This is a genomic window from Streptomyces sp. NPDC051109 (assembly GCF_044455885.1).
GTDB lineage: Bacteria > Actinomycetota > Actinomycetes > Streptomycetales > Streptomycetaceae > Streptomyces.
Genome location: NZ_JBITFF010000002.1, coordinates 458,017 through 473,331, shown reverse-complemented (window position 1 = coordinate 473,331; position 15,315 = coordinate 458,017). Strand labels below are relative to the sequence as shown.

Below are 15,315 nucleotides of genomic sequence, written 5' to 3'. Positions count from 1 at the left end.
CTCAGCCGGCCGTCGGCGCGGAGGCCGCCGCGGCCGGTGCCGTCGGTGCCGCGGCGTTCGTCTCCCGGGCCGTCGTCGCCGGGGCGGTCGCAGCCGCCGACGACGTACGGGCCAGGGAGGCGTGGGTGACCCGGCCGATGTGGGTGACGAGTTCGCCGACCGACATGGCGAGGATCGCGTCCATGTCCTTCTCCGCGAGGAAGCCCATCAGGTCCACCTCAGACCCGTAGCGCTCGTGCAGCAGCTCGGCGAGGGCGACGAACTCGATGCTCTCCAGGGCGAGATCCTCGTTGAAGCTCGTACTCATGGTGACCTCCTCCGCGAGAAGGAACTCGTCGCCGAGGATCTCCACGAGCATGCCGGTGATCTCGGCGAGGACGTCAGTGGTGGTGGCCATGGCTGGTCTCCGTGAGGTGGGAGGGGGCGGGGGAGGGGACCGCGGGGTGGGCGGTCCAGGCGACGAGGTACCCGCCGGAGCCGGAGCCGGAGCCGGTCGCGCTCTCGGTCTCGGCCGGGGGCAAGGAGGTGGTACGGACCGGGTATGGTCGTCCCTCGGGCGACAGGACGCGCAGCCCGCCCGATCCGGGGTCCTCCGCGACCCGCCAGTCACGCGGCCGGCCGCCGAGCCCGGTGCCGCGGGCCTTGGCGGCAGCCTCCTTCGCGCACCACAGGGCGGTGAGCGCCGCCGGCAGCCCGGTGCCCTCGCGGGCGGCCAGGTGCTCGGCGAGGAGCAGCTCGGCCGGGGTGAGCGCGACCCGGATCAGCGCGTCGGGATCGGCGGTCACCGGCTCCACGTCGATGCCGACGGGGTGGGACGGGTGCGCGAGGGCCACGGCCAGCCGGTCCTTGTGCGCGATCGACAGGCGGAAGCCGCGGGTCAGGACGCCCTCGGGCACGGGCCGCCCGGCCGGATCGTTGCCGACGGGGACCTCCACCGGGAACACCGGCCCGCCGCCGCCGTCCCACAGCAGCTGCCGCAGTGCGTCCTTGGCGGCGATGCGGCCCAGCAGCCACGGCGCCCGGGCGCGCGGCGCCAGCCGCTCGTACGCCGCGCGCTCGGCGGCGCCGAGGTAGCGGCGCATCACGAGCTCCTGCGATGCGGGATCCGTCCACCGGCGGCGGGCCAGGCACCAGCCGGCAGGCTGCGGCTCGCCGATGGCGCACACCTCGGGAGTGAACTTCATCGGCCACACCCGCTCGTCCGCGCCGAAGCGGCGGTACGTCCAGCCCTCGATCCGGGCCCACAACCGGCCCGCGCCGTCGAGGAGTTCGAGATCGCCGCGGACGGTGACATCGCGGACCTCCCGGATCCGGGCCGTGGCCGTGACCAGCGCGTGCGGTGGGGGCGGGGGCCCGTAGAACCGGATCCGGTCGACGGTGGCGGGGAACACCAACCGGTCCACGGGGAGCCGGAGTTGCATCCAGTGCCCGAAGAGCTGTCCGGCGGCGTCGAGCAGCGCGCCCGGGTCGGGGAGCGCGCGCAGGACCCCGTGGATGCCGTCCGCTCCGACGGCCCGGACCTCGTGGACCCCGGCGAAGCGGGGCCCGTGGAACATCCACCGGTCCCGGTACAGGGCCCCGGCGCTGACGGGCGCGGGGCGCGGATCCCGCAGCGGTGCGGGGTCGGGCGCGGGCGGCTGCGGGTGGACCGGGCCCAGCAGGACGACGACGGAGGCGTACGGGCCCAGCCCGATCCGGATCCGTCCGGGGCCGTCGGCGCGGGCGCTGACCTCGACGTCGAGCGCGGGCGCGGCGGGGAGCCACCGCATGGCCCGTACGTCGTCGTAGCCGAGGACGGCGGCGCCCGGCGGGGCGTACCGGCTGGCCGCGCCGGCGGCGAGCTCCAGCATGGTCGTCATGGGCACGACGGGGAACCAGTCGGAATCCTCCGGCCAGCCGTCGGGCTGCAGGTACACGCAGTGGTCGCGTACGTAGGGCAGGGCGTCGAGCGACACCCGGAGCCGGTGTCGCCCCGCAGCCCTCGCCGAACCCCCGCGCCCCCCGCCGGAGCCGGCGACCGCTCCCGGGAGCGGCAGCGGACCGGGGGCGGCGGACTCGGGGGCGGGCGACCGCGATTCGGCGGCGGCCCGCGATCCCGCGGGCGCGTCGTCGTGCGCCGCGTCCAGCGAGGACAGCAACACCGGCCGCCCCGGCCCGTCCGTGGCGAGGGGCGCCGTGCCGGCGAGGAGGCCCAGGCGGGTGCGGGCGTCCTCGGGGAGGCGGACCAGCGGGGAACCCAGGTCCAGGGGGACGGAGCGGCCCCGTACGGCGGGGCGGGCGGCGGGGGCCGGGTCCCGGAGGCGGTCCCAGCGCGGGGCGTGGCCCCCGGCCCACAGCGCGGCACAGGTGCGCCGGAGGGCGGCCAGTCCCGACAGGCGCGGGGAGGACGTGGCCACCGAGAGGTGCGGGCGGTCCCGCAGGGTGTCCTCCACGAACCCCGGCAGGCTGCCCGGCCCCATCGTCACGAACGTCCGGACCCCGCCCTCCTCGTACAGGCGGAGCGTCAGCTCCCGGAAGCGCACCGGCTCCAGCAGATGGCGCACCACCAACTCACGTACCTCGGACGGCCCGTCCGGGAACGGCGCACACGTCGTCGCCGACCACACCGGCAGATCGCGCCTGCGCAGCGGCAGCCGCGCGAACGCCGCCCGGACCTGCCCCAGGTACGGCTCCCACATCGGCGTGTGGAATCCCGACCTGAACGGCAGCTCCTGCCCGAGCACCCCTTCAGGCCGCAGCCGCTCCAGGACCTGTGCCACCTCCGCCGGATCCCCGCACACCACCGACTGGTGCGGGCAGTTGTCGTGGCTGACCACCACCCCGTCCAGGCCGTGCAGCGCTGCCTCCGCCCGGCGCGCCCCGCAGCCCAGTGCCGCGTACACGAGATCCGGGACCTTCAGCGACCCCGGTCGCAGCGAGTCCAGGAAGGGCCGCATCCTGCGGGTACATGCCCCCGGCCACCATCGCCGCCCATTCGCCGAGACTGTGCCCGGCCAACACGTCCGCCCGCATACCGAGTTCCGGCAGGACCCGCGCGAAGAACCGGCCCGTCGCGAGGGCGTCCAGCGCCCGCTCCATCAGTTCGGAGCCCCCGCCGAGCCGCGGCCGCTCCAGTTCCATCCGGTCCGCGACGTCGTCCAGCACCGGGGCGAACTCCGGCTCCAGGCCGGGGAACAGGAAGGCCGTCGCACCGCCCAGCGGCTCCGGGGCGAACCACACGTCGCCCCGCCCCCGCCAGGCCCGGCCGCGCTCCACCGCCTTCGCGGCGAGCGCGAGACGCTGCGGGGTCGGCCCGAGCACGGCCAGCCGGCACGGCCCGTCGCCCGCGGACGCCGATCCGGCGGCCAGCAGGTCCGCCAGCTCCGCCGGACTGCCCGCGCCGAGCAGCAGTACGTCCTCCCGCGCCCCGGCACCGGCCCCCTCCGGCGGACTGCCTGCGCCGAGCAGGAGTCCGTCCTCCCGCGCCCCGGCACCGGCCGCCTCCGGCGGCCGGCCCGCGGCCCCGAGCGGCAGGAAGCGGCGTACGGGCGGCGCCGGTGCGGTGGAACCCGGTGCCTCCTCCAGCACCGCGTGCGCGTTGATCCCTCCGAAGCCGAACGCGTTGACCCCCGCCCGGCGCGGTTGCGGCCCCCGGTCCCACGGCTCCGCCGCCGTCACCGGCCGCATCCGGGTCCGGGCCAGGTCCGCGTGCGGCTCCTCCAGGTGCAGGGTCGGCGGCAGCACCCCCTCGTACACGGCGAGCGCCGCCTTGATCAACCCGGCCATGCCCGAGGCCTGCATGGTGTGCCCCACCATGGATTTCACCGATCCGAAGCCGATTTCTGGACCTGCGGTCCCGTTCGGGCCGAACACCTGGGCCAGCGTGTCCAGTTCGGCGGCGTCCCCCACCGGTGTGCCGGTGCCGTGCGCCTCCAGCAGCCCCAGCGCGCCCGGGGCCCGCGGATCGAGACCGGCCTCACGCCAGGCCCGCTCCAGCGCCCGTACCTGGCCGGCGACCAGCGGACTCATCAGGCTGGCCGCCCGGCCGTCCCCGGCCACTGCGGTGCCGCGGATCACGGCGTAGATCCGGTCGCCGTCCCGCTCCGCGTCCGCCAGCCGTTTCAGCAGCACCACGCCCGTGCCCTCGGACAGCAGTGTTCCGTCGGCCCGCCGGTCGAAGGGCCGGATCCGCTCGCTCACGCTCAGCGCCCGCAGCTGAGTGAAAACGCTCCACAGCGTGGCGATGTGGCAGTGGTGGACCGCTCCCGCGACCACCGCGTCGCACCGCCCGCCCGCCAGCAGTCCCACCGCCTGGTCCACGGCCAGGAGGGAGGAGGCGCAGGCCGCGTCCAGGGTGTAGGCGGGGCCTCGGAAGTCCAGCCGGTTGGCCGTGCGGGCGGCCGTGAAACTCGGCACCAGCCCGATCGAGGCGTCCGGCCGCTCCGGCCCCAGCGCCTCCTGGAACGCGGACCGCACCTCGGCGATCCGCCGCTCACCGAGCTCCGGCGCGAGCTCCCGCAGGGTCTGGGCCAACTGGTGTGCGGTGCGGACCCTTTGGTCGAGCCGGGCGGTGGCCACCCCCATGAAGCCGCCACGGCCCAGCACCACCCCGATCCGGGAGCGGTCGGCCGGCAGCCGGTCCCCGCCGCCCGCGTCGGCGATCGCCTCGGCCGTCACGTGCAGGGCCAGCATCTGGTCCGGCTCGGCCCCCTCCACGGCGGTCGGCATGATCCCGAACCGGGTCGGGTCGAAGGCCGCCAGTCCGTCGACGAAGCCGCCGCGCCGGCAGTAGAAGCGGTCCCCGCGCACCGGTCCGCCGGAGCCTTCCGGGTCGTAGTACACCTCCGGGTCCCAACGCCCGGGCGGCACCTCGGAGATGCAGTCCCTACCGGCGAGCAGATTGCCCCGGTAGGCCGCCAGGTCGGCGGCGCCGGGGAAGACGGCGCCCATTCCGACGATGGCGGCGTCGGTCGGTCGTGGGCCGCGCCGCGCCCGCTCACTCATGGTCCGCACCCTCCTCGGCCATCAGGACCACCTGTACGTCGCCGCCGTACGCGAGTTCGGCGAGGAAGGCGGCGGTCCCCGCCTCGGGGGAGATGAGGGGGATGCCGCGCCGGGCGTAGGCGCGCTCCAGCTCGGGGGTGACCATCCCGCCCGCCCCGGCCGCCCAGGGGCCCCAGTCGACGGACAGCACCCGGCCCGGGAAGGTCTCGGCCCAGGTGAGGGCGAGCCCGTCGAGGGCGTCGTTCGCGGCCGCGTAGTCGGTCTGGCCGCGGTTGCCGTACACCCCGGCGACGCTGCCGAAGAGGGCCAGGAAGGCCGGTGCGGGCGTGCCGCCGTGCTCGGCGGCCGCGGCCGCCAGGTGGCGGGCGCCGGCCACCTTGGTGGTGAACACCTCGGTGAACACGGCCGGCTCCTTGTCGCAGAGCAGCCCGTCGCGCAGGGTCCCGGCTCCGTGCACGATGCCGTCGAGCCGGCCGTGCCGGGCCCGTACGTCGGCCACGACGGCCCGTACGGCGGCCGCGTCGGTGACGTCGGCGCAGTGGTACCGGACGGATGCGGCGGCGCCGGTGAGGGCGGCCAGCGTGGCCCGTACCTCGCGCTCGGCCAGTATCCGCGAGGCGGCGGCCTCGATCTCGGCGGGGGTTCGAAGGCCGCTTCCGATGAGCGCGGCGCGCAGTGCCACGCGGTCACCGGCATGGACGAACTCGTCCCGCCGGCCGACCGGTTCCGGGGTGCGCCCGACCAACTCGACGTGACATCCGGTGGCGCGGGCCAACGCGACGGCCGTCCGAGCCGTGATCCCCCGAGCCCCTCCGGTGAGGAGTACGACCGACCCGGGCCCGAGGGGGCTTCCGCCGGACGGGGCGAGTGGTGCCGGTACCGGGCGACGGGTGACCCGGAGCCCCTCGGCGGTGTACCCGACGGAGGCCGGCCCCGCATCCTGGTCGGACAGCTCGGCGAGCAGCTGGGCGGCGATCCGCCCGGGGTCTTCCTTGGGGTGCAGATCGACGGCGCGCACGAGGGTGCCGGGGAACTCCAGGGCGGCGCTGCGGGCGAAGCCGTGCAGCCCGCTCCCGGGTGCGGAGCCGAGTACCAGCCGGCGGACACCGCCGGTGAGGGCGCGCTTGTACCCGGGGAAGGCGGAGGGGAGCACGGCCTCCTGGCCGGCCCGGAGCGCGGACAGGTCGACGATGCCGTCGAACCCGGCGTCGGCCTCGGCCAGCACCTCGGCCCGGGCCCCGTGCGCCTCCAGTTCCCCGCAGAGCGCGAGAGCCACCCCCTGCCCGTCCTCGACGACCCCGATCCGCAGCCCCCGCAGTGCACCGGGATCGCCACCGGGCGCCGCCAGCGGCACCACCTCGACGCGCATCCGCCGGAGCGGCCCGGCCGGTGCCGGAGTGGGAGTCGGAGTGGGCCCGCTCGCGACCGGTGACGGCATCCCTGCCGGTGCCGGTGCCGGTGCCGGTGCGGCCTTGACCGCCGCAGCCCTTCCCGGTGTCGGGGACGGCGCCGGCCCGCCCGCGGCGGCCGCCCGGCCGGAGGCGTGGGTGGTGACCCAGTCGACGATGCCGCGCAGGGTCTTGATCCGGGACAGCTCCTCGACCGCCGATTCGGCTGAGCCGCCGGGGTCGGTGGGGAGCCCGATCCGGTCGGCGAGGGCTCCGATGATCTCGACCCGCTTGATGGAGTCGATCGAGAGGTCCGCTTCCAGGTCCAGCTCGGGGTCGAGCATGTCCCGCGGGTATCCGGTCCGGGTGTGGACGATCTCCAGGACGGCGTCCATCACCTCCTCGGCGGAACCCGGCCCGTCGGCGTACCCCGCCGAATCCGCCCCGCCGAGCCCCGCCGCCCCGTGGCCCCCCGCGGCGACTCCCTCGGCGTCCGCCGGGCCGGTCGGACCGGGCCCGTTCGCGAGCTCCCAGGTGCCGGGCCGCGGGGGCGCGCCGCCCCCTGGTTCTGCGAGCCCCGGCTGGTCCTCCGGACCCTCGGACCAGGCCGTGCCCACCTGCGCACGCCCGTTCGCGTCGAGTCCGCCGGTGCCCGGCCGAGCCTGGCCGTTCGCCCCGATTCCCGCGGTGCCGGGCACGGCCTGCGCCCCCGCCGATCCGGCCAGGGCTGCCGGGTCTGCCGTTCCGCCGGGACGGGACGATGCCCCGTCAGGAGACGGCGCCGTCCCCAAATAGCCGAGCAGGACGGCCCGTTGGGCCTGGATCAGCTCGCGGGAGCCGCGCAGGTACTCCAGGACCGCCTCCTGGCGCCGGTCGGGCGCCGCGTCCGCCGCGGGCAACGCCGTGCCGGGCGCGGGAGCCGCATACCAGCCGGGACCAGGCGAGCCGGGGCCAGGCGCCGGCACCGGAGGGGGACCGGAGGCGCCATGCGCCGCCTGCAACCCGGGCGCCGGAGGCGGCACCGGATCGGGTGCCGGCGCGGCGTGCCATGTGAAGCCGGGCGTGGGTGCCGATGCGGACGCAGCCACCGGATCGGAAGCCCCGTTCCGCAGGGGGCTGGGCGGCAGCGGTACCGGCGCAGCGGGCGGGGGCGGCACGGGTGCCTCGATGCGGCGCGGAGGCTGGAGGCCGTTCGGGATCGGGGCTCCGGCGGCGGTGCGGACCAGGTGGCCGTCCACCAGCCAGCCCGGGCGGCGCGGGGCGCGGTCCGGGAGCCGGCTCGTGCGGCCGCGGAACAGCGGCTCCGGGGTGATCGGGACGCCGGCGGCCGCCAGTTCGGCCAGGGCCGTGACCAGCCGGGCCAGCCCGTGCTCGCCCGGTACGTCCAGCGGGACCACCGTATGCGGCCGGTCGGCCAGGATCCGGCCCACCAGTCCGGACAGGACCCGGCCCGGCCCCGCCTCCACGAACGTGCGGACACCCGACGCGTACATGGCCTCCACCTGCTCGACGAACCGGACCGGCTCCGCGACCTGCCGGGAGAGGAGCCCGCGTACGGCGTCCGCGCCGGGCGGGTAGGGCGACGCCGTCGTGTTCGACCAGACCGGGACGGCGGCGTCGGCAAGGGCCGTCCCGGCCAGCTCGGTGGCCAGCCCGCCCGCCGCCTCCGCGACCACCGGGCTGTGGAACGCGCACGCCACCGGCAGGGGCTGCGCCGGGATCCCCGCCGCGCGCAGCGATTCCACGGCCGCCGCGACGGCCGCCGCCGGCCCCGAGATCGCGCACTGCCGCGGCGCGTTGTGATTCGCCACCACGCACCCGGCCCGCGCCGCGATCTCCCGGACCTGCTCCGGCGCGGCCGAAACCGCCGCCATCGACCCCGGGTCGTCCCCGGCGGCGGCCAGGATCTCCTCGGCCCGCCTCGTGCTCAGCCGCAGCAGGCCCTCCGTGTCGAACACCCCTGCCGCCCACAGCGCGGTGAGCTCCCCGTACGAGTGCCCCGCCACGCAGTCCGGCCGTACGCCGAGCCGCCCCAGCAGCAGGTGCGCCGCCGCACCCGCCAGCCCGAGGGCCGGCTGGGCCACCCGGGTGTCCGTGACCGCGGCCCGCTGCGCGGCCCGCGCCTCACCCGTGAAGGCCGCCGGCGGGAACACGGCCGCGAGGACGCCCTGCGGAGCCGTCTCCAGCAGGCCGCGCAGCCCGGGGAAGGCCACGTACAACTCGCCCAGCATCCCCACCCGTTGGCTGCCCTGCCCCGGGAAGAGGAACGCCACCTGCCCCGGATCGGCCGACTCCTCCCGTACGTGGACCCCGTCACCCGCGGTGAACGCCCGGGCCCGCTCCAGCCGGGCCGCCAGCTCGTCCAGGTCGGCGGCCACGACCGCCACCCGCACCGGCCCCCCGCCGGCGCACGCCTCCGCGGCCAGGTCCCGCAGCGCCCACGGCCGCCCGGCCGCGTCGTTCTCCTCCAGCCGCGCCGCGATCCGGGCCATCGACCGCCCGGCCGCCCGGCGGTCCTCGCCGCGGAAGCAGAACAGCTCGGCGGGCCAGTCCTCCCGGCCCTGCTCCGGCTCCTCGGCGCCCGCGTAACCCGCCAACACCGCGTGGTAGTTGGTGCCGCCGAAGCCGAACGCGCTCACCCCCGCGATCCGCCGCTCCACCGGCGCCGCCCACGGCCGGGCCTCGGTGTCGAAGACGAACGGGCTGGTCTCGGCCCGCCAGGCCGGATTCGGCCGGTCGATGTGGAGCGTCGGCGGCCGGACCCCCGAATGCACCGCCCGGGCCGCCTTGATCAGCCCGGCCAGCCCCGCCGCGCACTTCGTGTGCCCGAGCTGCGATTTGACCGAGCCCAGCGCACACGACCCCACCCCGGCCCCGGCCGCGGTGAACACCTCGCTCAACACGCCCAGTTCGGTGCTGTCGCCGACCACCGTGCCCGTACCGTGGGCCTCGACCAGCCCCACCTCGCTCGGCGAGATGCCCGCCCGCGCGTAGGCCCGCTCCAAGGCCCGCCGCTGCCCCTCCGGCCGCGGCGCGGTGAGCCCGAGGGAGCGGCCGTCGCTCGACGCCCCGACCGACTTGATCACCGCGTACACCCGGTCGCCGTCCCGCTCCGCGTCCGCGAGCCGCTTCAGCACCAGCGCGCCCACCCCCTCGCCGAGCGCGATCCCGTCGGCCGCGGCGTCGAAGGGCCGGCAGCGCCCGCCCGGCGACAGGGCGCGCACCGAGGCGAACAGCAGGTAGTCGTTGATCCCGTTGTGCACGTCGGCGCCCCCGCACAGCACCATGTCGCTGTCCCGGTCGCGCAGTTGGCGGCAGGCCAGGTCCAGCGCGGCCAGCGACGAGGCGCAGGCGGCGTCGACCGTGCAGTTCGCGCCGCCGAGGTCGAGCCGGTTGGCCACCCGGCCCGCGATCACGTTGGCGAGGATGCCGGGGAAGGAGTCCTCGGTCAGCCTGGGGAGCTGCTCGTCGAGAGCGGGCGGAAGCTCGCCGAGGTAGGCGGGGTGCAGCGCCCGCAGCCCGTACGCGCCCGCCAGCTCCGTACCGGCCTCCGCCCCGAAGACCACCGAGGTCCGCGAACGGTCGAACTCCCGGTCCTTGCCGTAGCCGGCGTCCCGCAGGGCCCGCGCCGAGATCTCCAGGGCCAGCAGCTGCACCGGCTCGATCCCGGCCAGCGAGGACGGCGGGATCCCGTGCGCGAGGGCGTCGAAGGGCACCGGGTCCAGGAAGCCGCCCCAGCGCGAGGGGGTGCGCTCGCCGGCCCGCGCCGGATCGGCGTCGTAGTAAAGCGCCGGGTCCCAGCGCTCCGCCGGAACCTCGCTCACCGCGTCCCGGCCGGCCAGGATCTGTGCCCAGTACGCGCCGAGGTCGGGGGCCCCCGGATAGGCGCAGGCCATTCCGACGATGGCGATGTCGAGCGGATCGGACCCGCCGCCGGGAACCTGCTCCCCGCCGGCCGAAGCGGCGAGTTCCAGGGCCCGCCGCTCCAGCAGTTCCGTCGCCCCCTCGGTCACCTGGGCGTGCAGGGCCGCGACCGTCGTGATCCCGCTGCGCAGCGTGGCGGCCTGACCCAGCATGAACAGCCCGTCCGCGTACTGCCGTTCCTCGTCCACGTCCTCCAACTCGGCGCTCTCGCCCCGGCGCAGGCCCTTGCTGGCGATCCGCAGCCGCCCCAGGTTCAGCCGCTCCAGCTCCTCCCACATCTCGCGCGGCTCGGTCCCGCCCTGCGCGAGCCGCCGCCGGGTCTCCTCGAAGGTGCGGGCGTACGGCGTGTCCGCACAGCGCGTGGCGTGGCCGGGGGCGGTGTGCAGCAGTACGGTGTCCGCGCACTCCACCGCCGCCCGCTGGAACCGCGGCGTGACCGCGCCCGCCGCCACGGCCTCCTCGGTGAACAGGTAGGCCGTGCCCATCAGTACGCCGATCCGGGCGCCCCGCTCGGCCAGCGGGGCGGCGGCCGCGACCGCCATCGCCGCGGAGCGCTCGTCGTGGATCCCGCCGGCGAACAGCACGTCCAGGGAGGACGGTTCGGGACAGGCGAGGAGCCGCTCGATCTGCTCCTCCCACAGCGGGAACGAGGCGCGCGGCCCGACATGGCCGCCGCACTCCAGCCCCTCGAACACGAACCGCCGTGCCCCCTCGGCGAGGTACCGCTCCAGGAGGCCCGGCGAAGGCACGTGCAGATGGGTCAGTGTTCCGGCGGCCTCCAGCGGGGCCGCCTGCGCCGGGGTGCCGCCGGCGATGATCGCGTACGGCGGCCGGGTCTCGGCCACGGCCGCCAGCTGCTCCCGCCGCAGTTCGGGCGGGGCGAAGCCGAGCAGGCCCACGCCCCAGGGCCGGTCCCCGAGCCGCTCGGCGGTCTCGGCCAGCAGCCGGCGTACGTCTGGCCCTTCCATGACCGCCAGCGCCAGGTAGGGGACCCCGCCCGCGGCGGCCACCGCCTCCGCGAAGGCCGCCTGGTCGCTGACCCGCGTCATCGGGCCCTGGGCGAGGGGCCGGGCCGCCATGAGCGGCCGTGCCCGTGCCACCGCCGCCAGGTGCCCGGTGACGGCCGTCCGGACCGCCCGCAGGACACCGCCCGTGGTGCGGTGGCGGGCCGCCAGCCGGGCAGCTGCGGCCCCGTCCTGGCCGACGGGCAGCAGCCGCGCACGCAGGTCCCGGGCCCCGAGCAGGGCAGCGGCCGGCCCCTGCGGCGAGGGCAGGTCGGGCCGTGCGTACACCCGGTGGCCGTCCTCCAGCCGGGTCTCCGAGCCGTCCATCGCCCTGAGCGCCGCCGCCACTTCTGCGGGCAGCCCGGCCTCGCCCTCGGGCGTCAGGGCCAGTTGTACGTCCATCAGCACGCCCGAGGCTCCGCCCGCGACAGCCGCGGCCGCCGTATGCGGGCCGATCCCGCCGCAGGCCACGACCGGCACGCCGATGCCGGGGCCCGCGAGCAGTTGCTGGAGCAGGATGAAGGTGGTGGCCCCGCCCACCCGGCCGCCGCCCTCGTGCCCCTTGGCGACGACCGCCCGGGCCCCGGCGGCCACCGCGGCCCGGGCCTCCGCCAGGCCGGTGGCCTCGGCCCAGACCCGGGGGTGCCCGGGCGCCGCCGCCCAGTGGGCCACCCGCTCCGGGGTGTGCTCGGCGGCGTCGGCGAGCAGCACCGTGTCCACCTCGGAGGGCAGCTGCTCCGGCCCGAGCGGGCAGCCGACGGGCACCCGCACTCCGTAGTGCCGCCCGGGGCCGAGCCGCCGGGCCAGCTCCGCGAGGGCGGCCCGCGCGGCATCGGGATCCCGGCCGAGGTCGAGCAGCCCGAGGCTGCCCGCCCGTTCGGCGGCGATCACGATCCGGGGCTGCGGCTCCTCGAAGGGGCTGAGTGCGACCACCAGGTCGCGGGGGGCGGCGGCCCGCGCGCCGTCGGAGGGGGCTCGGGCGGAGCGGGAGTCTGCGGAGAGGCCTTCGGCGGACGGGGCGTCGGCGGACGGGGCGTCGGCGGACCGCGGGGACGGTTCGCCGGACCGGGGGGACGGCATGGGCTGGGGGGTCACGGGCGCTCCTCATCGAGTGCTGTGTCACATGTCGCCGGTTGCGCAGAGGCTGGGCAAGGCGTGGGGGTGCACCTCCTGGGCAAGCCGGGGCGCAGGGGTGAGCGGGGTGCGGGGCCTGCGGGGGCACAGGGGCGAGCGGGGCCGAGCGTGGGCGCAGGGGCGAGCGGGCCGAGCGGGGGCAGCGGGGAGTGCGCGCAGGCAGCTCCCCGCCGGTACGGGTGGCCGGGCGACCCGTCTGGGTGGGACGGGCTTGAACGTTGGTCAATTCCCCTGACGCCGGGATGCATCGTGCGGTGGCCGCCCTGCACTGTCAACGGCTATGCGGAGTAAGGTCCTTCACGTACCGGACGGCCCGAGTGCACCTCGGCGGCGTCACTTGCCGGCTCCCGTCGCAGCGCCGACCTGCGGTGTTCCCCGGCCGGGCGGGCGCCGCCCGGGCCGCGGCCGGCGTACGGCGGGAGCCCGGTCTCATGCCCGGCCGGTATGCCTCGGCGCCCCCCGGGTATGAACGCCGGGCCAAATTCGGGCAGTTGTTCACCATGGCACCCCTTACGGGGTCAACCTCGCGCGGTTACCGTCCGGTCATGACCCCCACACTCGCGCAGCTTCGTTACCTCGTCGCCGTCGCGGACTGCGGTTCCATCACCGGCGCGGCCGCCTCGGTCTTCGTTGCCCAGTCCGCCCTGTCACGGGCCGTGCAGGCCATGGAGCGCGACCTCGGCATCGAGCTCCTCGCCCGCCGGGGCAGAGGTGTGGACCTCACCCCCGAAGGCACCCGGGTGGTGCGACTGGCCCGCACCGTGCTCGACGCGGTGGACGCCATCGACGACATCGGGTCCCCGAACGGCAAGGGCGGATGTGTCACCCTCACCCTCGTCACGACCCCCACCCTGGCCCTCGACCTGGCCTCCGAGCTGGTCCCGGCGTACGCCGCGCGCCACCCCGGCGTGCAGGTACGGCTCCACCAGCACGACGGCCGGGAGTCGCTGGTACAGGAACTCCTCGACGGAACCTCCGAGTTGGCCCTGGTCGACCTGCCCGTCGACAAGGAGCTGTCCACGCACCACATCCAGGAGCGCGAGGTGGTGCTGGTCTCGCCGCTCGGCGCCCGGCTGCCCGACCCGGTGCCGTTCCGGATGCTCGACGGGCTCCCGATGGTGCTGCCGACCCCGGGCACCGGGCGGCGTACCGAGATGGAGGCCATGTTCAGCTGCCTCGGGGTCCGGCCCGTGCCCGCGTTCGAGGTCGACGAGCGGCTCGCCTGGGTGACCGGCGTGACCGACGGCCGAGGCTCCCTCATCTGGTACCGGGACGTGGTGCTGAGGGCCTTCGGCAGCCGCGCCGAGATCCGCTCCTTCACCCCGCCGCTGCTGCGCCCGGTGGGCATCGCGCACGCGCGTCGGCCGCTGACCCGCGCTGCCCGGGCGTTCATCGCGCACGCCCGGCACAGAGCCCCTGTCCGGGAGCCGGCGCGCTGACCGGGAGCCGCCGGGAGCCGCCGGACGTCGCCGGACGTCGCCGGACGTCGCCGGAGGTCGCCGGGACCCCACGCGAACCCGGCGGGTTTCGGCCAGGCATGCCGGCCCGGCATTGAATGATGCTCAAACGGGGGGTCGTCGGGCCTGGCGATCAGCAGCTGATGTGCCATCACATGGTGCGCATGTCTCGACTCCCCACACCCCCCTGGGCCGCCGCCCTCGCGACCGCGGCCCTCGCCATCGTGCTGCCGGCCACCGCATGGCTTGCAGCCGGCTCCGCCGGCGCGGCCACCGGTCCGGCCGCCGCCCCCGGCGCCGGGGCCGCGGCCGCCGCGCTCGCCCCGGAGCGCAGGTGCACGCTGCCCGGCGGCATGACCGAACTCAGCGGGCTCGCCATGAGCCGCAAGCACCCGGGCGTCTTCTACGCCGTCAACGACAGCGGCAACACCAACCAGGTCTTCGCCGTCGACTGCACGGGCGCGACCGGCCGGCTCAAGGCCACCTACACCCTCTCCGGCGTCGGCAACACCGACTGGGAGGGGCTCGCGATCGGCAAGGACGCGGCCGGCCGGGCGGTGATCCTGGTGGGCGACATCGGGGACAACTTCAGCGGCCGTGCCGAGATCCTCGTGCACTCCTTCGCCGAGCCCGACCAGCTCGCCAACGCCACCGTGACCCCGGTGACCCACGCGTTCGCCTACGCGGACGGCCGGCACGACGCCGAATCCCTGCTGGCCGACCCCCTCACCGGTCAGCTGTACATCGCGAGCAAACTGATCGGCTCGGCGGGCCGGTTGTACAAGGCCCCACTGCCCCCGCAGGCCGGGCAGGTCAACACGCTCACCGCGCTACGGCCCGGCCCGGTCTTCACGACCGACGGCGCGTTCTCGCCGTCGGGCGCCTCGTACACCCTGCGCAGTGGAGGGCCGCTGGGCGCGAACACGGCCTCCGTGTACGACACCGCCGGGACCAAGCTCGCCGATGTCGCCCTGCCCGCGCAGTCGCAGGGCGAGACGGTGACCTACTTCGACTGCACGAGCCTGCTCGTCGGCTCGGAGAACGACACCCAGATCTGGCGGGTCCCGCTGCCGCCGGAGGCCACCCCGGGCTGCGCCGGCACCCCCACGCCGACCCCCACGCCGACGCCCCCGCCCACTCCCGGTGACCTGAAGCTGGCCAACCCCGGACCCCAGACCTGCACGTTCAACCAGACCTGCACCATCCAACTCACCGCCACCGGCGGCACACCCCCCATCCGCTACACCGCCACCACACTCCCCTTCGGCCTCACCATCGACACCAACACCGGCCGCATCACCGGCAAACCCTGGACCACCGGAACCCTCCAGATCGCCGCAACCGCCACCGACTCCACCACAGCCACCGCCACCACCACCTTCCCCCTCACCATCAGCTGGTTCTGACCAACGGCCGGCAGCCGCG

6 protein-coding genes are annotated in these 15,315 nt (G+C 76.3%); 2 read left to right on the top strand and 4 right to left on the bottom strand.

Annotated elements, in window-relative coordinates; translation table 11 throughout:
- Position 1: 1 nt before the first annotated feature.
- The 4 genes from ACIBAD_RS05050 to ACIBAD_RS05035 all read right to left on the bottom strand — a co-directional run bounded on the left by ACIBAD_RS05050 (position 2) and on the right by ACIBAD_RS05035 (position 12,379).
- Complete coding sequence (locus ACIBAD_RS05050) at positions 2–397, bottom strand: acyl carrier protein (RefSeq protein ID WP_398904561.1); 396 nt, start codon at positions 395–397, stop codon at positions 2–4.
- Entirely contained in the window at positions 381–1,769 is a 1,389-nt protein-coding gene (locus ACIBAD_RS05045; RefSeq protein WP_398904786.1) for a 4'-phosphopantetheinyl transferase superfamily protein, read from the bottom strand. Before ACIBAD_RS05045 ends, ACIBAD_RS05050 begins: the two co-directional genes overlap by 17 nt.
- Before the next feature lie 958 nt (positions 1,770–2,727).
- On the bottom strand, positions 2,728–4,983 hold the full coding sequence (locus ACIBAD_RS05040) for a beta-ketoacyl synthase N-terminal-like domain-containing protein (RefSeq protein ID WP_398904559.1): 2,256 nt from the start codon (positions 4,981–4,983) through the stop codon (positions 2,728–2,730).
- On the bottom strand, positions 4,976–12,379 hold the full coding sequence (locus tag ACIBAD_RS05035) for an SDR family NAD(P)-dependent oxidoreductase (RefSeq protein ID WP_398904784.1): 7,404 nt from the start codon (positions 12,377–12,379) through the stop codon (positions 4,976–4,978). The genes ACIBAD_RS05040 and ACIBAD_RS05035 overlap by 8 nt, the downstream gene beginning before the upstream one ends.
- 599 nt (positions 12,380–12,978) lie before the next feature.
- Between ACIBAD_RS05035 and ACIBAD_RS05030 the strand changes: the two genes are divergently transcribed.
- Both ACIBAD_RS05030 and ACIBAD_RS05025 read left to right on the top strand, forming a co-directional pair.
- Positions 12,979–13,872: a LysR family transcriptional regulator gene (locus ACIBAD_RS05030; protein ID WP_398904558.1), complete on the top strand. Its 894-nt coding sequence runs from the start codon at positions 12,979–12,981 to the stop codon at positions 13,870–13,872.
- 182 nt (positions 13,873–14,054) lie between these two features.
- Complete coding sequence (locus ACIBAD_RS05025) at positions 14,055–15,296, top strand: putative Ig domain-containing protein (protein ID WP_398904556.1); 1,242 nt, start codon at positions 14,055–14,057, stop codon at positions 15,294–15,296.
- Positions 15,297–15,315 lie beyond the last annotated feature (19 nt).